Origin of the sequence: Nonomuraea sp. NPDC005730, assembly GCF_040630865.1 — a bacterium.
GTDB lineage: Bacteria > Actinomycetota > Actinomycetes > Streptosporangiales > Streptosporangiaceae > Nonomuraea.
Genome location: NZ_JBEXYK010000021.1, coordinates 88247 through 105848, shown reverse-complemented (window position 1 = coordinate 105848; position 17602 = coordinate 88247). Strand labels below are relative to the sequence as shown.

17 protein-coding genes are annotated in these 17602 nt (G+C 72.9%); 7 read left to right on the top strand and 10 right to left on the bottom strand.

All coding sequences use genetic code 11. The features are described 5' to 3' along the window. Nucleotides 1–277: 277 nt before the first annotated feature. A complete protein-coding gene (locus ABZ444_RS24465) occupies nucleotides 278–1663 on the top strand; it encodes a hypothetical protein (RefSeq protein ID WP_358000983.1) in 1386 nt (461 codons plus the stop codon). Between the two features lie 124 nt (nucleotides 1664–1787). Here the strand turns inward: ABZ444_RS24465 and ABZ444_RS24460 are convergent, their stop codons facing one another. The 3 genes from ABZ444_RS24460 to ABZ444_RS24450 form a co-directional block, all read right to left on the bottom strand. Continuing rightward, nucleotides 1788–2477, bottom strand: coding sequence for a DUF4097 family beta strand repeat-containing protein (locus tag ABZ444_RS24460; protein ID WP_358000980.1), 690 nt, complete (start codon nucleotides 2475–2477; stop codon nucleotides 1788–1790). 177 nt (nucleotides 2478–2654) lie between these two features. Then, on the bottom strand, nucleotides 2655–2843 hold the full coding sequence (locus tag ABZ444_RS24455; protein ID WP_358000977.1) for a hypothetical protein: 189 nt from the start codon (nucleotides 2841–2843) through the stop codon (nucleotides 2655–2657). A 489-nt stretch (nucleotides 2844–3332) separates the two neighbouring features. Beyond that, nucleotides 3333–4442: a serine hydrolase domain-containing protein gene (locus ABZ444_RS24450; protein ID WP_358000974.1), complete on the bottom strand. Its 1110-nt coding sequence runs from the start codon at nucleotides 4440–4442 to the stop codon at nucleotides 3333–3335. Nucleotides 4443–4657: 215 nt separating this feature from the next. Here ABZ444_RS24450 and ABZ444_RS24445 point away from each other — a divergent pair, with 215 nt between their 5' ends. After that, nucleotides 4658–6265: a helix-turn-helix domain-containing protein gene (locus ABZ444_RS24445; protein WP_358000971.1), complete on the top strand. Its 1608-nt coding sequence runs from the start codon at nucleotides 4658–4660 to the stop codon at nucleotides 6263–6265. A 159-nt stretch (nucleotides 6266–6424) separates the two neighbouring features. On the opposite strand, the gene catA is transcribed toward ABZ444_RS24445, so the two are convergent. Beyond that, the gene (gene catA / locus ABZ444_RS24440) at nucleotides 6425–7093 is read right to left on the bottom strand and encodes a type A chloramphenicol O-acetyltransferase (RefSeq protein WP_358000968.1); all 669 of its coding nucleotides are present in this window, start codon (nucleotides 7091–7093) and stop codon (nucleotides 6425–6427) included. An 89-nt stretch (nucleotides 7094–7182) separates the two neighbouring features. Between catA and ABZ444_RS24435 the strand changes: the two genes are divergently transcribed. Beyond that, on the top strand, nucleotides 7183–7359 hold the full coding sequence (locus ABZ444_RS24435) for a hypothetical protein (protein WP_358000965.1): 177 nt from the start codon (nucleotides 7183–7185) through the stop codon (nucleotides 7357–7359). 19 nt (nucleotides 7360–7378) lie between these two features. Here the strand turns inward: ABZ444_RS24435 and ABZ444_RS24430 are convergent, their stop codons facing one another. Together ABZ444_RS24430 and ABZ444_RS24425 are read right to left on the bottom strand one after the other, a co-directional pair. Next, nucleotides 7379–9424, bottom strand: a complete 2046-nt coding sequence (locus ABZ444_RS24430) for a M48 family metalloprotease (RefSeq protein WP_358000962.1) — start codon at nucleotides 9422–9424, stop codon at nucleotides 7379–7381. Beyond that, entirely contained in the window at nucleotides 9421–9864 is a 444-nt protein-coding gene (locus ABZ444_RS24425; protein ID WP_358000959.1) for a hypothetical protein, read from the bottom strand. The genes ABZ444_RS24430 and ABZ444_RS24425 overlap by 4 nt, the downstream gene beginning before the upstream one ends. Before the next feature lie 312 nt (nucleotides 9865–10176). Between ABZ444_RS24425 and hemC the strand changes: the two genes are divergently transcribed. After that, complete coding sequence (hemC, locus tag ABZ444_RS24420) at nucleotides 10177–11112, top strand: hydroxymethylbilane synthase (RefSeq protein WP_358000956.1); 936 nt, start codon at nucleotides 10177–10179, stop codon at nucleotides 11110–11112. Nucleotides 11113–11135: 23 nt separating this feature from the next. Here hemC and ABZ444_RS24415 read toward each other — a convergent pair whose 3' ends face one another. After that, complete coding sequence (locus ABZ444_RS24415) at nucleotides 11136–12011, bottom strand: alpha/beta hydrolase (RefSeq protein ID WP_358000953.1); 876 nt, start codon at nucleotides 12009–12011, stop codon at nucleotides 11136–11138. Between the two features lie 93 nt (nucleotides 12012–12104). After that, the gene (locus ABZ444_RS24410) at nucleotides 12105–12713 is read right to left on the bottom strand and encodes an ROK family protein (RefSeq protein ID WP_358000950.1); all 609 of its coding nucleotides are present in this window, start codon (nucleotides 12711–12713) and stop codon (nucleotides 12105–12107) included. 163 nt (nucleotides 12714–12876) lie between these two features. Here ABZ444_RS24410 and ABZ444_RS24405 point away from each other — a divergent pair, with 163 nt between their 5' ends. Together ABZ444_RS24405 and ABZ444_RS24400 are read left to right on the top strand one after the other, a co-directional pair. Next, complete coding sequence (locus tag ABZ444_RS24405; protein WP_358000947.1) at nucleotides 12877–14280, top strand: serine hydrolase domain-containing protein; 1404 nt, start codon at nucleotides 12877–12879, stop codon at nucleotides 14278–14280. A gap of 18 nt (nucleotides 14281–14298) precedes the next feature. Next, nucleotides 14299–14964: a nitroreductase gene (locus ABZ444_RS24400; RefSeq protein ID WP_358000944.1), complete on the top strand. Its 666-nt coding sequence runs from the start codon at nucleotides 14299–14301 to the stop codon at nucleotides 14962–14964. Between the two features lie 9 nt (nucleotides 14965–14973). Here the strand turns inward: ABZ444_RS24400 and ABZ444_RS24395 are convergent, their stop codons facing one another. Continuing rightward, nucleotides 14974–16026 carry a YafY family protein gene (locus tag ABZ444_RS24395; protein ID WP_358000941.1) on the bottom strand — a complete coding sequence of 351 codons (1053 nt, stop codon included), beginning with the start codon at nucleotides 16024–16026 and terminating at the stop codon, nucleotides 14974–14976. A 95-nt stretch (nucleotides 16027–16121) separates the two neighbouring features. On the opposite strand from ABZ444_RS24395, the gene ABZ444_RS24390 reads away from it, so the two are divergent. Continuing rightward, nucleotides 16122–16520 (top strand): VOC family protein, encoded by a 399-nt coding sequence (locus tag ABZ444_RS24390; RefSeq protein WP_358000938.1) that lies wholly within the window; start codon nucleotides 16122–16124, stop codon nucleotides 16518–16520. 38 nt (nucleotides 16521–16558) lie between these two features. On the opposite strand, the gene ABZ444_RS24385 is transcribed toward ABZ444_RS24390, so the two are convergent. Next, complete coding sequence (locus tag ABZ444_RS24385) at nucleotides 16559–17428, bottom strand: arylamine N-acetyltransferase (RefSeq protein WP_358000935.1); 870 nt, start codon at nucleotides 17426–17428, stop codon at nucleotides 16559–16561. Nucleotides 17429–17602 lie beyond the last annotated feature (174 nt).

Genomic DNA, 17602 nt, shown 5'->3' with positions numbered 1-17602 from the left:
GGCGCCGAGTCGAGGCGAACCTTCGCCGGTCAATTGCCGTTCCTTGTGTCAAGTGATCATCATGGCTTATGGTGTTCGGCGTCCGGCGGACGGGCCGATAGCGGAAACGGCGAGGCGAGGGCCGGTATGAGGCTTCGTCCTGCGCGTGCCACAGGCTCGGTCCGGCCGGAGAGACTCGATTCATCGCCGAAATACCACGGGGACCGCTCATATGTCACCTCAGCATTTATTCCGGCCGCGCCGCTTCCTGGTCGACCGCCTGATCAGATGGGGCAGCGTGTCAGCCGCTGCGGCGCTCGTCGCCTCGGTCATGGTGGCCGGCGCGGACGCGCAGAACGGCCGGGCCACCGCCGTCCAGGACGCCAGCCTGATGGCCATGACCAGCGAGAACACCCGTCTCGCCACGCCGACCGCGTCACCCAGGCCGACCCGCAAGCGCAGGCCCACCCACAGGCCCACCGCCACCCCGACCAAAAAGCCGACGAAGACGCCCGCGCCGTCGCCCACCCCGACCAAGACCCCGACCAAGTCCGCGACGCCGACGCCCACCAAGTCCGCGACGCCGACGCCCACCAAGTCCGCGACGCCGACGCCCACCAAGTCCGCGACGCCGACGCCCACCAAGACGCTGACCGCGTCGCCGCCCCCTGGGACCGGCTCCGCCATCGCGGCGCGGCCCAACGACGGCTCGGGATACTGGCCGGACTTCTCCAACACCGGCTACGCACGCACCCCCGCGAACGCCGGCGGCCTCGGGCTGGGCGCCTATCCCGGCAAGCTCGCCGACCATGCGTCCGGCATGAGCCCCGACAAGCCGTTGCGTGTCGAGTACCCCGACAACAGCGTCATCTCCTTCAAGCGCTTCACCGCCTCGAAGGTGTACATCTACGGCGACAATCTCACGTTCGTGGGCTGCCTGTTCGAGGGCACGAACCCCGACGACAACTTGGTGCAGATCTACTCCGACACCAACATCAAGTTCCTGTACTCGACGTTCAAGCCCAGCTCCTACACCATGCCCCCCGGCAATGACGGCAAGGTGTCGTCCGCGCACGCCAAGCCGGGCACGCCGTTCGACAAGTCGTGGCAGCTGATGACGACGATGAAGGAAGCCGTCGCCGTCATGGACCACAACGACATCTGGGGCAACGCCGGACTGATCATGGTGACCGGATTCCCCGGCCGGCCCTCGACATGGACGAACAACTACATCCATGACATGGCCGACACCGGACGCGACGTCTACCACCATGACGGCATCGGCCCGCAGAGCGAGGGCAACGGCGGCCACATGATCGTCAGCCACAACACCCTGGCGTCCCTGGGCAACACCAACGGCCTGGCGCTGCAGGGCAAGGGTGTCTACCAGGACGTCTCCGTCACGAACAACTACATCTCCGGATGGGGTTACGCCCTCAGCATCGGCACGGCCGACAACGCCAAGAACATCACCGTGTCAGGGAACGTCTTCTCGGCCGAGCTCGACCAGCTGCACGGCTTCCTGTACGGCGGCATCTGGGGCGGCAAGGCCCGCGGTTCCACATGGCGCGACAACCGCATCCAGGCGCGCACCGGCGACGGCAACCGCAGCTACACTCCGGCCGACAACGCCAAATACCTGTGGCCGGTCGGCACCGCCCACGCCACCGACTACACCGGCTGACTCGTCGCGCCCGGCGTCCGCCCCTCGGCACCGGCCGACGGGGACGGTGCCGGGCGCGTCCTGCGGGCCGGAACAGGGGGAACGCCCGCGCGGCGGGCGACCGGGACGTGCGTGGGGGAGCCGGTCACCCGGCGGAGACAGTGACGTCTCCGGAACCCGTGGTCAGCGACATCTTGCGCGGCGAGGAGCTGTCCTTCCTGACCGAGATGTCGGCGTCACCGGAGGTCGTGCCGACCTTCACGTCGAAGGTCTCGTCGGGGACGGTGAGCGCGACGTCGCCCGAGCCGACCGACAGCTCGACGCTTTCCGGCGCGGCCGCGTACTTCAGGGTGACCTGGCTGGATCCCCCCTTGACCAGGAGCTTCTTGCCGCCCAGGCCCTCACCCTTGATGTCGCCGGAGCCGGCCTCCAGGTCCAGAGGGCCGGTGAGCGACCTCAGCGTCAGATCGCCCGAGCCGGTGTCCAGGTTGACCGGCAGCCCCTTGGGGATCTCCACCTGGTACTCGACCCCGCAGGTGCCCCACGACTTCTCGCAGTCGTAGTAGACGGACAGCGTGCCGCCCTCCACCTTGTGCGCGGCCTGCGGCTTGTCGTTGCTCCAGTAGAGCCTCTCGGTCACGCGGACGGACGGCACGTCCGACTCGGTGACGGTCACGTTCCCGCTGCCGCTTCTGAGGTGAAGCTGCTGCACCTTCTCCTTGACCTGGTACGTGCTGGTCTCCTCGTTCTTCGGTTTGCCGATGGCGTCCAGGCCGCACCCGGTCAGGAGCACCGCGGAGGCCAGCAGGCCGCCCGCGATCGCAGTGATCTTCATGCCGTCCATCCTGTCCGGCCTTCCCCTCGCCCTGCATCAGGGATGCCCCCGACAGGTCCCCGGGAGAACCCTCACCGCGGACGACTCCGTCCGTCCGCGGGAGAGGCGCGCCCGGCCTGAGGCGGATGCCGGGGGAGCCTCAGCGGGGATGGTTGTGAGGCAGTCGCCGCCACGCTGTCAGGCGGCGGCCTTCGGGCCAGGACGGCACCGGCGCACGTAGTACGCGCAGGTCAGGGCGAGGACCATGGGGCCCCACAGGTTGAGCGGGCTGATGCACACCTTGGCCGGAATCTCCCACCAGACGTTCTCGTAGGCGATCTCGTCAACGGCCCCCACCCATTGGAGCACCGTCGGCACCGGCAACACCGGCAGGATCACACCCCGGCCGCCGCGGGAACCAGCGCAGCCATCGGCGGGATGAGCCGGCCCCCGAGAAGAGGGACCCAGGCCGGGACGATCCCCCCCACCGGCGTACCAGGCCGATGCTCAGCAACGCCGCCGGCTCTGACAGCGTACTGAGCCCGAGGATGGACGGAATTCTGATCCACAGCGCCGGCATGTCGGTGGCGTGGATCTGGCCCATCTCGAAATCGAGGACGAACGGCAGCCGCAGAGGCAGGAGGGCAGCACCAGCAGCGGAAGCGCGTAGGCGGCACGTAGCGCCCAGCGGGGGACATGCCGCTCGGTGTCGCTCTCGGCGGGAGCCGTGTGCAGGAGTTTGATCGGCCTGCCTCCACTGTGTCCGCGCCGTGCTCTCGGAAGATCACCCGAGCGGGTGAGCGGCCTCCCCCACCTGGGGGAGACCGGTCTGCCGCCCCGGTGATCCGATCAACGTGACCGGCCGTCCGGGAGAGGTCAGCGGAGGTCGCGGATGAGGGTGCCGATGACGGCGTCGACGCGGTCGGAGTCGAACTCGTCCGTGCCGATCAGGAGGGTCACGGCGCGCTCGCCGTCGTCGGTGACGGCGTTCCTGAACGTGTGGCCGCCCGCCATGCTGCCCGCGTGCCCCCAGGCGTCCTGTCCCGGAACGAGCTGGTAGCGCTCGACGCCCAGGCCGTAGCCCTGGCCGGCGTCGTCGGGTATGGTCCGTTTCATCTCGGCGAGCTGGGCCGGGGCCAGCAGCCTGCCGGTCACCAGCGCGGTCCAGAAGGCGGTCGCGTCGGCGCCGGTGGAGATGAGCTCGCCGGAGGCGTCGGCCTCGGTGGTGTTCCATTCGGTCCGGTCCACCAGGGACCCGCCGCGCTTGACGTAGCTGCGCAGGTCGGGCTTGGCGATCGTGGTGCGGTCGCCGGGCCAGGAGGTGCCGCGCAGCCCGAGGCGTTTGATGATCCGCTGGTCGATCTCGGTGCCGATGTCGCGGCCGGTGACCTTGGCGACGATCAGCCCGGCCAGGTTGTAGTTGGTGTTGGCGTAGGCGAAGCCGTCGGGGGTCCTGTCGGGCGGCGGCAGGGCGAGCGCCTGCCGGACCGTGCGCAGGGGCTCGATGTGGTCCCAGCGGTGCGCCTCCTCGTCGGCCCAGAACGGCGCCTCCAGATACTCGGGCAGGCCGCTGGTGTGCTGCAGGAGCTGCCTGATCGTGATCCTGCGCCCGTCGTAGCGCTTGGTGCGGACGAGGCCCGGCAGGTAGCGGTCGACGGTGTCGTCCAGCCTGATCCGGCCCTCGCCGACGAGCTGGAGCACGACGGTGGCGGTCCACGCCTTGGTGTCGCTGCCGATCCGGCTGTGCTCGTCGCCGGTGACCTTGCGGCCCGTCCTGCGGTCGGCCACGCCGATGCCTCCGCTCCAGAGGCCGCAGCCCGGGCTCTTGACCGTCACGACGATCCCCGGCGCGCCGACGTCCTTCAGCGACTCCAGGGCCGTCCGGATGGGTCCGGTGTCGCACTGCGGCGCGGCCGCCGCCGCGGGTGCGGTCACCAGGGCGGCGGTGACCGCCAGGGCCGCGACGGCACTCGTCCCAGCTCGCATGATGTCCCCTTCACACTCGTCTCGCCCACGGTCCGACCGGACGTGAACAGCGGTTGCGCTCGCCCCGGCCGGGACCGGTACAGTCGCTGGGGCCGACCGCGGCGCGCCTGCCGGTGTGCGCATGCAGACAGCGTCGCGTCCGTGCCGAGCGGGTGCATGCGGTGTCCTTCCAGGGATCTCGCGAATGTCTTGTGCGTCTGGCCAAAGAGGTGAGGATGCTCGAAACCGGCGTGTCCGAGCTCGGGCAGGTCCTCGACGCGTTGGGGCCGTCGCTGCTGCGGCCGCTGACCGCGCTGCCGGAGCGACCGGTGCCGGTCTCGGGCGTGCTCGTTTTCGAGCGGCGCGCCCCGCTCTCGCCCGTCAGGGGCGCCGTGCTGCTCGCCGTCGGGCTGGGCACGTCCGAGCCGCGGGCGCGGGAGCTGGTCGGCGCGGCGGCCGAGGCCGGGTACGCCTGCCTGGTGGTCAAGCGCTTCGGCGAGCCCGTGGCGGAGCTGGCCGCGGCCGCCCAGCGGTCGGGCGTCGTGCTGCTGGCCGCCGACGAGGCCGTCGCCTGGCACCACCTCGACGCCATGATCTCCTCGGCCCTCGCCTCCACCACGCGGTTCGCGCACGCCACCGGCGCCCCCGCGCTCGGCGACCTGTTCGCCCTGGCCAACGCCATCGCCGCGATGGCGGGCGGCGCCACCGTGATCGAAGACCGGAACCGGCGCATCCTCGCCTACTCGACGCTGCCCGGCCAGGCCATCGACGAGGGCCGCCGCCAGGGAATCCTCGGCCTCCAGGTGCCGGACGGCCCCGACTACGACGCGCAGTACCGCACCATCGCCCAGGTGGTGCGGACCTGCCGGTTCCCGGCCATCCCCGGCGGGCTGCCGCGGCTCGGCGTCGCGGTCCGCGCGGGGAGCGAGGAGCTGGGCTCGATCTGGGTCGTCGACGCCGGCGACTCCCTCGACTCCGCCGCCGAGCAGGCGCTCTCCGACGTGGCCGACATCGTCTCGCTGCACCTGCTCGCGGCCCGCACCGCGGACGACGCCGTGCGGCGCAGGCGGGCCGACCTGTTGCGGCGGCTGCTCGCCGACCCGAGCAGCGTCACCGCGGTGGCCCCCCAGCTCGGGCTCGATCCGGGCCTGCCCGTCGCGGTGGCCGCGTTCGCCGTCGTCCCGGACGAGGCCGAGGAGGTGCTCGCCGCGCACGCGGCCACCCGGCTCGCCGACCTGGTGAGCCTGCACTGCGAGACCCACTACGGCCGGCACGGCTGCGCGCTGATCGACGGGACGGTCTACGCCCTGCTCCCGAGCGGCCCGTCGCCGAACGCCCACCGCGAACTGGTCGCCGACATCGCCCGCCGGGCCCACGGCGCGCTGCGCGTGCCCGTCCAGGCCGGGGTGGGCTCGCTCGTCCAGGGGTTGCGGTCGGTGGCGAGCTCGCGCGCCGACGCCGACCTCGTGCTCCGCGCGCTCGCCGACCGGCCGGGCGCCCCGGGACCGTGCCAGGTGGCCACGATCGACGAGGTGTGGGCGGGGGCGACGCTGTCGGCGCTGGCCCGGATCCTGGCCTCGCACGACGCGCTCCCGCGCGCGCTCGGGCCGGCGGTGCGGGCCCACGACCTCGACCACGGCACCACGTACGCCGCCACGATCCTCGCCTACCTCGACGCCAACAGCGACATCGCGGCCGCCTCCCATCGCCTGTCCGTGCACCCGAACACGATCCGGTACCGGCTCGCGCGCGCGGAGGAGATCTTCGGCTTCGACCTCGCCGACCCGGACGAACGCCTGGTGCTGTGGCTGCGCCTCCGCCTGGGAGCCCAGGTCGGCTGGTGACGCCCACCTCGCCGCGAGCCGACGGACGCCGGCTCGGTGAGCGGGAACGCAGGTAGCGGGGGCAGAACGTGCCTGCCCGGCTCCGACCGCCTGAGCAGCATGAGGAGCAACCGGACGGCCGAGACCACGGCGGTGGCGGCGATGGAGGTCGGCGCGGGTTCAGGAGGCCGGGCTCCGGTCGACCCAGGACGGGTCCGCGACGAGGGTCTGGAGCTCGTTCACGAGCCGGGCGGAGTGGAACCCGTCCGCGGCGGCGTGGTGCACCTGGAGTGCGAGGGGGAGCAGCACCCGGCCGTCGCGCTCGGTGTACCGGCCGAGGGTGAAGATGGGGGCGAGGTGGTCCCAGTCGCCGCCGATGTTGAGGTTGAACCCGGTGAAGGACGTCCACGGCAGGCTCGACACGTCGAACGCGTTGGTCGGCGGCGGCCCCTGCGGGAAGAACTCGGTGGCGCGGGCGTGCTCGGTGAGCAGGGGAGCGGCGACGTCGTGGAAGGCGCCGAAGTCGGGGTCGTAGGGCGCCCACACGCACGCGAACGTCTCGCGTTCGGGGTTGAAGACCGTGAAGGCCGGGTGCACGACGGGCCAGACGGCCGGCTCGCCCGAGGCGGTGAGGCACATCCTGAACTCGTCGTGCCGGTTGACGACCGTGGCGATCGCCCAGACCTGCGCCAGGTAGGACTTGCGCCGCGACCGGCCGAGCGCCGCGGCGAACGCGGTGACGTCGATCTCCACCGTCATCGAGTAGGTGCACGGGACGGCCCGGCGGTAGTGCTCGAAGTGCTGCCGGCGCGGCCAGGCATCGGTGTCGATCGGGGTGGGGGTGTCCATGCATTCATCATCCCAACCTCCGGGCCGGACGGAATGTCGGCCGCGAGGGTCGGCTGGTTCCGTGACCTTGAGCCCGAGGTCGCCGAGATGTGGCCGAGGAGTACGTGCGCGACACCCTGCTGGTCGGCTACGGGGACGACGGCGAGTTCCTCCTCAACCCCCACGTCAGGACCGCCGACGGCGAGTGGGGGGCCTGGTTCCTCGCGCCCTGGCTGCCCGGCGCCGACCGCCACAGATCCTTCTGGGACCTGATGAGAGCCCAGTAGCTTCCGATGCGCCCCCGCCTCACTCCCGCGCGGGCACGCCGGCGACCGGGGCCGGCTCTCCGCGGACGGGCAGCAGGCGGGCCAGCAGGGCCGTGGCCAGCGCGGCGATCAGCGCGGCCGCCAGCATGCGCTCCAGGATGATCATGTGGATCAGCCATGGCAGCGCCGTCCGCAGGGGCAGCCACACCAGCTCCAGCGCGAGGGCGTAGAGCACCGCCGCGGCCAGCCCCGTCACCATGCCCTTCGCGACCGGCGACGTCCCGGACAGCCCGGCCACGCAGGCCGCGAGGGCGGCGCCGGCGGCGGCTCCGGTCGCGATGACGCCCGACAACGCGGTGCCGGAGCTCTGGAAGACGTAGCCGTTGACCGTGCCCGACACCATCGCCGTGACCAGCGCCGCGGCGGCTGCGCAGCCCACCGCCAGGGCGATGCGGCCGGTACGCCGGGGCGCGGGCGGGCGGCGTTCGCCGAGGGTGACGAAACGTACCGCCATCGGGGTCAGCATGAGCAGGGCCACGGCGAGCAGCAGGAGGATGCCCGCCGTCAGGCGGGTGTCCAGCATGATCTGCGCGCTGATCAGGACCTGCGCCAGCGGGTCGGAAACAGCGGGATATTTCTGGACGTGGGCGATGATGATGTCGGCCTGGAGGTCGTAGAACGCCCGCGCGCCCAGCGTCACGACCACCGCGATCAGCAACAGCGGCCCGAGCGCCGACCGCAGCCCGTGCACCCGCGGCGCCCACACCCGCGCCACCCACCGCACCCACACCCCCAGCAGCAGGCCCGCCACCGCCAGCACCACCAGCCCGGCGAGCTGCACCGACACGGGGAACGGCGCCAGCGCATGGTCGGTCATCCTGCTCGGGGCCAGGACCCAGCCGCCCGCCAGCCCCACGGCCAGGCCCAGCGGCACGTGCACGGCGTCGCCGCGCGCCTCCACGGCACGCAACGCCCGCAGCCCCAGCGCGACGGCCAGCAGCAGGGCGAACACCTCCGCCGGCCACGGCAAGGTGTTGGTGCGTCCCTGCGCGGTCAGCGACGTGGCCGGATCCATGGTCAGGGAGAAACAGCCGCCCAGGGCCAGCGGGAAGACGAAGCCCTGGCGTACCAGCGGCTCCTGGTCCTCCAGCGCGGCCCGGCGGACGGCCAGATGCGGGTGGGTGCGCACCCGCAGCGACACCGGCCACCGGCGCGGCGCCGGCGCCTCCTCGAACACGCGGCGCAGCGGCGTCGCGTCCCGCTCCCACGACAGGACGCGGGCGTCGGCCAGCAGCTCACGCGACTGCAGCACCACCGAACGGGTCAGCCACGACAACACCGCCAGCCCGGCGATCTGGGCGGCGAACAACCACGACAGCGCCGCGCGCGCCCCGAACGGCATCTGCTCGGACCGCAGGAACGGCGCCTGCCCCGACACCACCCCGTTCACGGCGGGGAGCAGGCCCGGCACCAGGATCACCGCGGCGTAGGACCGCCACATCGCCAGCGTCACCGCCGTGATGTTCAGGTCCCTGTTGCGCACGTGCGCCAGCTCGTGCAGCACGACCGCCCGGAACAGCGGCCGGTCGCGCTCGAACGACAGCCAGGTGCCCCGGCTGATCACCACGTACCTGCGCCCGGCCCGCCCGAAGGCCAGCCCGGCCACCGCGGGGTTGAGCACGTCGAGCAGGAAGACGACCCGGCGGCCGCCGAGCACCTCCGCCGCCATCCGCCGCAACTCCTCGCCGACCTCGCCGCCGACCGGACGCAGCCGCCGGCGGCGGATCCGCCAGGCCGGGCCGAACCAGTACTGCAGCCCGGTGAGCAGGATGAGCGTCGCGAAACAGAGCAACACGCCGAGCCGGAGATCCTGGTGAGCCCCGCGGCTCATCACGTCGCAGGCGGGATCGTCCAGGCCCTTCAGCGCCGCGAGCTGACACGCCTCCCTGACCTTCGCCGGGACCTCCGCCCCCTGCGTCGACAGCAGGTCGAAGATCCCTGGCCGGTAGATCGCGGTCGTCGCGAACGCCAGGCTGATCAGCAGGACGAACGCGGACGTGGTGGCCGACGGCAGACGGCCTCTCATGACGGGCTGCGGGCCAGCTCGCTCACCACCGCGTCGGCCAGCGCGTCGGCCTGCGCCTGCGACATGCCCATCCGGCGCGCCTTCTGGTAGGCGACCTTACGGATCTCCGTCAGCCGGGCCGGCGGCAACGGCGGCGGGCCCGGCGGCCGCCCCTCGGGCAGCTCCCGCGGACGACGGCGCAACCGGCCGATCAGCCGGCCGGTCCACGAGCCGACGTCCTTTCCCACGTCCGCGAGCACCGTCGTCACGACGCCGGAGACGATCGCCGTCACCAGCAGCTCGTCCACTCCCGGCAACCCGAAACCGAGCGGATCCCGATGGGACCTCGACCTGGTCCTGCCGCCGAGCGCGTCCCAGGTCTGGTCGAACAGCGGGAGTTCGGCGGGAGCGATCCTCGTCACGACCCGACGGCTGAGATCCTTGGCGAACACATCGGACACCTGGCCCTCCAACAGGGAGATTCCGTTGCCTGAAATATAGGCAGCCCCGAGGCCGGATGTCTGTGGATAATCACGGCCCGGCCCGCCGGTACGCCTCCAGTTCGTCCGCGCGCACCTCGCCCTTGTACGCCGCGACCATCCGCGTCATCAGCGTCGGCCGCGCCGGATCATTGGCCATCATGGACGTCCCCGTCCTCTTCCCCGTGGCGATCGATGATCCGTACCCTGAGCCGCCGTCCCCTCGGCGGGGCATCCATGGCGAGCTCCGGGATTGGCCCGCGGGGGACGGAGGTGACGCCCTACGATCGGGGGATGGCCGTCCCCGAGCTGATCCGCATCGTGACGCGTTCCTCTCCCATGGCGCTCGCCCAGGTCGAGCGGGTCCGGCGGGAGCTGGCCGACCGGCATCCCGGCATCCGCACCGAGGTCGTCCCGGTCACCACGTCCGGCGACCGGTGGCAGGGGGCCCTGTCGGCGCTGGGCGGCAAGGGCGCCTTCACCAAGGAGGTCGACGAGGCGCTGCTGGCCGGTCAGGCCGACCTCGCGGTCCACTGCATGAAGGACGTGCCCGCCGACCGCCCGCTGCCGGCCGGCACGGTGTTCGCGGCCTTCCTCAAGCGTGACGACCTGCGCGACGCGCTCGTGCACCCCGGCGGCCTGAAGCTGGACGCGCTGCCCGAGGGCACCCGGATCGGCACGTCGTCGGTCCGGCGCGTGGCCCAGCTGGCCGCGTCCCACCCGCATCTGCGCTGCGTGCCGATGCGCGGCAACGCCAACCGGCGCCTGGACAAGCTGGACGCGGGCGAGGCCGACGCGCTGCTGCTGGCGGTGGCCGGGCTGGAGCGGATCGGCCGGCCGGACCGGATCACCGAGGCGCTGTCGCTGGAGACGATGTGCCCGCCGATCGGCGCGGGCGTGCTGGCCCTGCAGTGCCGGGAGGACGACACGGCGACCGTCGACGCGGTCGCCGGTCTGGGGCATGCCGACACGTGGCGGGAGATCACGGCGGAGCGCATGCTGCTGCACGTGCTCCAGGGCCACTGCAACTCGCCCATCGCCGGTCACGCCCGCGCCGAGCGCGACGGCCGGTTGTCGTTGCGCGCCCGGGTCTTCTCCCCCGACGGCAAGCGCGTGCTCGACGCGCACGAGTGGGCCGGCCCGCTCGACCCGGCGACGCTCGGCACCTCCGTCGCGGTCGCGCTGCTCCGCCAGGGCGCCCGGGAACTGATCGACACCATCCCCCACTGACGGCAGGCCGGCCGGCGCGCCGCCTACGTCGTGACGGCCGCCACCTCGTCCTTGTCGCCGAGGGGTTCGTCGCCGTGCAGCAGCCACTCCAGCGTGGCGGGGGTGGCGTCGAAGTGCCCGGCGTGCCCGGCGTCGGGCTGGACGGTGAGGGCGGCGGTGGGGATGCGGGCGGCGAGCCAGCGGGCGTGCGCGACCGGCACGACCCCGTCCAGCTCGCCGTGCCACAGCCGGATCGGGACGGTGATGGCGGCGGGGTCCAGCCCCCAGGGGCTGCCGAAGAGGGCGATGACGTCGTCGGCCCAGCCGCCGAGGCCGGGACGCACCGCCTCGGCGTACGCGGCCGACAACATGGCGCTGACCTCGGGACGCGTCAGGACGGCGGCCTCGAACGGCGGCAACTGCGGCGGCCCGGACGAGTCCGCCCCCAGGTGGGCGATCATGGCCTCGCGATCCTGGAGGGCGACGGCGGCGCTGCGCCGGTTGCCCTCCATCATCCCGGCCGTCCAGTCCAGCCCTTCGGCGTCGCGCGGGGCCAGCGCCGCCAGCGAGGCGACCCGGACGGCCCGGCCGGGGTGGCGGGCGGCGAACGCCAGCGCGTGCGGCCCGCCGCCGGAGACCCCGTAGACGGCGACCTCGTCGAGGCCGAGCGCGTCGGCCACGGCGGCGACGTCGTCCGCGCCGTCCACCACGCGCCGCCCCGGCAGCGGCGTCGAGCTCCCGAAACCGGGGCGGTCGAAGGTGATCAGCCGGATGCCGAGCCTGGTGAACAAGGAGTCGTCGGGGTGGCGGGCCAGGCGTCCCATGGGGCTGCCGTGCAGGTAGAAGACGGGCGTCCCGTCGGGGACGCCCCACTGCTCCACGGCAAGGGTGCGGCCGTCCCGCGTGATCACTGTGTGCACTCCGCCACGGTAGCCATCAGCGACACCCAGGCATCAGTGGTTTCATTCCCGGCTAAACAGACCAATCGCCAGCCGGGGCGGAAACGTCCCGGGTCAGCGGGGGGCGGGCAAGGGGGCGTCCGGGGTGAAGTGCTGGTCGTCGAGGTGCGCGACGGCATGGTCGATGGCGCCGGTGACCACGCACTCGTCGCCCAGGGCCGAGGCGCGCAGGTCGGGCAGGCGCATGCAGGCGCGTTCCAGGCGGTCGCGCAACCGCGGCAGCAGCACGTCGGCCGACCGGGAGAACCCGCCGCCCAGCACGACGACCTGCGGGTCGAGCAGGAGCACCATCGCGCTGGTGCCGACGGCCAGGTCGTCGACGTACCGGTCGACCGCCGCCAGCGCCACCGGGTCGCCCGCGCGGGCGGCGGCCAGGGTGTAGCCGGCGGCGTCCGCGGGCGGGACGCCCTCGGGGATGATCGCGCAGCGCTGCAGGTGCTCGGACGCGTCGAACCAGCGCGCCTGCGGCAGCATGGCGATCTCGCCGGACGCCGCGCCGAACCCGCGGTGCACCTTGCCGTCGATGATGAGCGCCGCGCCCATCCGGCGGCCGACGTGCAGGAACACCGCGTCGTCGACGCCGCGCGCGGCCCCGCGCACCGCCTCGGCGCGGGCGCCCGGCAGCGACCCGCGCGCTGTGCTGACCAGGTTCCAGCAGATCACCGACCACTCCTGACCGCCGCACCCGGGCCGTCATCCCGCCGAGCGACGGGACGACGGCCCTACGGGTCCCACGGCTTCCGCGAAGGAATGGCGGTTTTCCGCAGGAAAAGCGGAGGGTCTTCGCCATGGTCGCGGAACGCGGGTGATCCATAGCGTTGGGCGGGTGCTCAGAAACATCGTCGCCGTGCTCTGCCTCGCCCTGCCGCTCGGGTCCGGCCCGGCCCCGCCCCAGGACCTCGCCCCCTCGTCGGTGGACGCCTTCGTCACGAGGTACCGCGAGGCGACCGGGCTCCCCGGGGTCGCGGTCGCGATCACCAAGGGCAGGCGGGTCGTGCACGCCGCCGGGTACGGCCGGACCGCCGCCGGCGAGCCGGTGACCACGGACACGCCCATGGCCGTGGCGTCGGTCAGCAAGTCCTTCACCTCGCTCGCCGTCCTGCAACTGGTCGAGAAAGGCCAGGTCGAGCTGGACAGGCCGGTGCGCGGTCACCTGCCCGAGTTCACCATGGCCGATCCCAGGGCCGCCCGGATCACCGTGCGGCAGCTGCTCAACCAGACGTCCGGCATGGCCGACTCGGCCTTCCACGAGAAGAGCCTGCCCCAGCCCCGCACGCTCGAAGGCGCCGTGGCACGGCTGAGGACGGCGAGGCTCGCCACGGAGCCCGGCACCGCCTTCAGCTACCACAACACCAACTACCAGGTCGCCGCGCGGCTGGTCGAGGTGGTGAGCGGGCAGCCGTTCGCGGCGTACCTGCACGCGCACGTCTTCACGCCCCTCGGCATGCGCGACAGCAGGACGGTCGACACCGACCGCGACCTGCCCGGCAGCGCCCGCGGCCATCTGGTCGTCCTCGGCCGGGCCGTCGCCGTGCCGGAGCCGCCCGGGTTCGGCAACGGCTCGGGCGGGATCCTCAGCACCGCCGACGACCTGGCCCGGTGGCTGATCGCGCAGAACAACGGCATCCTCTCCCCTCGCAGCGTCAAGGAGATGCGCACGCCGTCCGAGCAGGACGGGGAGTACGCCCTCGGCTGGGAGATCGGCGAAACCGCCCGCGGCACCCCCGTCGTCCGGCACGACGGCGACCTGTTCACCTCCACGGCCGCCCAGCTGCTGATGCCGGAGTCGGGGTACGGCGTCGCGGTCATGGCGAACACCGGGACGGCCTTCGGCGACGCCGGCGCCCTCATGGACGGCCTGGTCGCCCTGATCGAGGGCGGCACACCCGAGATCCCCTCCGCGCCGCCCTACCTCGTCACCGACATCCTGTTCGTCCTGCTGACCCTGGCGACCGCCGGGCTGGCCGTACGGGGCGTGGCCCGCTCCCGGCGCTGGGCCGTCGTGTGCGGGGGGTGGCGGCGGTGGCGGCTGCTGCCGTATCTGGCCCCGCTCGCGCTGTGCGTCACGATCGTCCCGATCATGCGGGTGCTCCTCCGGGGTGGCGACATCATGTGGATCCAGGTGGTCTATCTCTATCCGACGTTCATGATCTGGTTGGTGACGGCCGCGGTCGCGGGCACGGCGGTGACGGCCGCACGGCTCTACGCCGCGGCCCGCACGGGCAGCTGAGTGAGAGGGCGAGAAGGCATGGACGTGTACGAAGCCGTGGACAGCCGCCGGGCGGTGCGAACGTTCAGCGACGAGCCGGTCCCCAAGGAGGTGCTCGAACGGGTGCTGACCGCCGCGACGCGGGCTCCGTCGAGCGGGAACCTCCAGCCGTGGCGGCTGTACGTCGTGGCCGGGCAGCCGCTGGCCGAGCTGAAACGGCGGGCGACGGCCAGGGCGCGGGCGGGAGACCCGGGTGACGAACGGGAGTACCCGATGTACCCGGCCGAGCTGACCTCGCCGTACCTGGACCGTTTCGCCGCCGCGGCCGCCCAGCGGTACCAGGCGCTGGGCATCGAGCGTGACGACCCCGACCGGCCCAGGAAGATCGCCGCCCTGAACTCGGAGGCGTTCGGGGCGCCGGTCGTCCTGTTCTGCTACCTCGACCGGGCGATGGGCCCCGGGCAGTGGGGGGACGCGGGGATGTACCTGCAGACGGTCATGTTGTTGCTGAGGGCGGAAGGGCTGCACAGCTGCCCCCAGGTGATGTGGACGATGTACCGCGAGACCGTCAGCCGGACCGTCGGCGCCCATGACGGGCTTGTCCTGTTCTGTGGTGTCGCGGTGGGCTTCGAGAGGGAGGGCGTGCCGCGGCTGCGTACCGGGCGGGCGGACCTGGCGGAGACGGTGAGCTTCGTCGGGGTGTGACGCCGGCGGTCAGGCTCGGCGGGCGCGGGACGCGAGGCGGTCGGCGACGGCGAGGACGAGGTCGCGCAGTTCGTCGGGACGCTCGATGACGAACGGCCGGTCGAGCGCGGCGAGCACGGCGGGCAGCCAGTCGAGCCGTTCGGCCCGCAGCTCGACGCGCAACCAGCGCTCGCCCGCCGGACCCGCCTCCCCGGCGGGCTCGACAGCGGTGTCGGCAGGGGTGTCGGCAGGGGTGTCGGCGGCGGGCTCCTCGGCGGGCTCGTCGGCGATCTCCTCCACGGTGGCGACGGCGGCGGGCAGGCGGGTGCGGATCTGCTCGGCCGTCCCGTGGATCCGCAGGGTCACCTCGTGCCGGTAGGGCGCGGTGGCGAACCCCGACAGGACGCGCTGCGCCGGATCCGGCCCGGCCGGCGCCTCGAACGAGCCGGGCAGGGTCCGGGCGTCCGCCACGCGGTCGAGGCGGAAGGTGCGGTTCTCGCCGAGGCCGGGGTCCTCGCCGGTGACGTACCAGCGGCCCGCGTGGCTGACGATCCCGTACGGGTGCAGCGTGCGGTCGCTGCGCCGGCCGGCGCGGTCGGCGTACCGGATCGAGACGGGCCGGCGGTGGCGTACGGCGTCGGCGATCGTGAGCAGGGTGGCGGCGTCCGGGCCGGCGGGCCCCCCGGGCGGGCTGGTGAAGGCGAGGGATTCCACGAGCGCGTCGAGTCTGCGGACGAGCCGTTCGGGCAGCACCCGGCGGATCTTCGCGGCCGCCGTCTCGCTCGCCGTGTCGCCCGCGTCGCCGGCCGCACGCCGGTTGGCGATCAGGCCGAGCAGCACGGCCAGCGCCTCGTCGTCGTCGAGCATGAGCGGCGGCAGGCGGTAGCCGCGGGCCAGGCGATAGCCGCCGTAGCGGCCGCGCACCGACTCGACCGGCAGCCCGAGATCGATGAGCTGACCGACGTACCGCCGCACGGTACGGCCGTCGACGCCGAGCCGGTCGGCCAGTTCGGCCATCGTCCGGACGCCGCCCGACTGCAGCAACTCCAGGAGCGTGAGCACACGACCGGTGGGTGGCGACATGAGGACGAGCCTATGGCGAATAGTGGACCGAATGTGTCCAGTATCCGGCGTAACGTGCGGGGTGCCAAGAGCTGCACGAATACTGGAGGAACGTCATGAACTTCGTATCGATCCGCATCATCACCGGTGACGTCGCCCGCCTCGCCGGGTTCTACGAGAAGGCCACCGGGACACCGGCGACCTGGTCCACCGAGGACTTCGCCGAGATCAGGACCGGCACCGCCACGCTGGCGATCGCGGGCACCCGCACCGTCCCGCTGTTCGCCCCGGGATCCGCTCGTCCGGCCGACAACCACAGCGTGATCGTCGAGTTCCTGGTGGACGACGTGGACCGCGTGCACGAGAACCTGACCGGCCTCGTCACCGACTTCGTCAACGAGCCCACCACGATGCCCTGGGGCAACCGGTCGCTGCTGTTCCGCGACCCCGACGGCAATCTCGTCAACTTCTTCACCCCGGTCACCCCGGCCGCCGCGGCCAGGTCCGCCCGCTGACCGGCGCGGTTCAGGCGGCGGGGTTCAGGCGGCGGGGTTCAGGCGGCGGGGGTGCGGCGGCGGGACTGCCAGGACAGGTGGGCGTCGCGGACCTTGGTCCACAGGGCCTCGCGTTCGGCGCCGTTGACGTCGTCGAGGCGCAGCCCGAACACCTCCTCCAGGGCCCCGAACCACTCCCGCCGGGTGGACAGCTCCCGCTCGGTCCTGCCGTCCGCGCCGACCCGGCGCAACATGCAGCCCACCAGGCAGTCGGCCCCCGTCGCGTCGCGCCGCAGCACGACGGCGGCCCGCACCAGGCGGGACTCGGGGGACGTGCACAGGTACGGATGCCACTCCACGAAGTCCCCGGGCTCGGCGGGCGCCCGCTCGACGTCCAGCCCGGCGATCGACCCGCGCGGGTCGTGGTCGAACCGCCAGCCGCCGGGCTCCACGTCCGAGGCGGACAGCCGGAACTCGAACGGCTCCTGCCGGTACGTCCCCGCCCGCAGCGGCAGCGGCTCGTGCAGCCCGTCGCCGAGCCCGATGTCCACCAGCCAGTCCTGCCCGTCGAGGGCGACGGTGAGCGCGAGGTGCGGCGCGAACGACGCGGGCGAGGCGGGCGCCCGGACGGCGGCCTGCACCCCGGCCCGATGCCAGGTGACGTCATAGCCGAGCGCGGTCAGCAGCGTGGCGAACGCCCCGTTGAGCTGCACGCAGTAGCCGCCGCGCCCGCGCAGCACCCGCTCGACCGACTCGCGCGGGTCCACGGTGATCCGCCGGCCCAGCTGGACCTCCAAGGTCTCGTACGGCACCCGCTCCACGTGCGCGCGGTGCAGCGCGCGCAGCGCCGGGAGCGACGGCTCGCCGGGGTCGCCGACGTCCAGCCGGTCGAGGTAGGCGTTCAGGTCACGGTCACGAGTTCGCCGCATGGGCCCTCCCTTCGGTCGCCGCGTCCATCGTGGTCCGCCGCGCGGCCGGTCCGCACCTCGCGGATTGCTCGCCCGGCGACGAAGCGGACGACGACGCGGGGCGGCGGGTGGCCGTACCGCGCAATCCACGAGATGCGGCGGCGCGCGGCCGCGACCGACGATGACCACGATGAC

What these genes read in the sequence shown, in the direction of transcription:
- ABZ444_RS24385 (WP_358000935.1), bottom strand. Translation starts at nt 17,428, where the DNA reads ATGCGGCGAACTCGTGACCGTGACCTGAACGCCTACCTCGACCGGCTG.
- ABZ444_RS24400 (WP_358000944.1), top strand. Translation starts at nt 14,299, where the DNA reads ATGGACGTGTACGAAGCCGTGGACAGCCGCCGGGCGGTGCGAACGTTC.
- ABZ444_RS24430 (WP_358000962.1), bottom strand. Translation starts at nt 9,424, where the DNA reads ATGAGAGGCCGTCTGCCGTCGGCCACCACGTCCGCGTTCGTCCTGCTG.
- catA (WP_358000968.1), bottom strand. Translation starts at nt 7,093, where the DNA reads ATGGACACCCCCACCCCGATCGACACCGATGCCTGGCCGCGCCGGCAG.
- ABZ444_RS24395 (WP_358000941.1), bottom strand. Translation starts at nt 16,026, where the DNA reads ATGTCGCCACCCACCGGTCGTGTGCTCACGCTCCTGGAGTTGCTGCAG.
- ABZ444_RS24445 (WP_358000971.1), top strand. Translation starts at nt 4,658, where the DNA reads ATGCTCGAAACCGGCGTGTCCGAGCTCGGGCAGGTCCTCGACGCGTTG.
- hemC (WP_358000956.1), top strand. Translation starts at nt 10,177, where the DNA reads ATGGCCGTCCCCGAGCTGATCCGCATCGTGACGCGTTCCTCTCCCATG.
- ABZ444_RS24390 (WP_358000938.1), top strand. Translation starts at nt 16,122, where the DNA reads ATGAACTTCGTATCGATCCGCATCATCACCGGTGACGTCGCCCGCCTC.
- ABZ444_RS24450 (WP_358000974.1), bottom strand. Translation starts at nt 4,442, where the DNA reads ATGCGAGCTGGGACGAGTGCCGTCGCGGCCCTGGCGGTCACCGCCGCC.
- ABZ444_RS24460 (WP_358000980.1), bottom strand. Translation starts at nt 2,477, where the DNA reads ATGAAGATCACTGCGATCGCGGGCGGCCTGCTGGCCTCCGCGGTGCTC.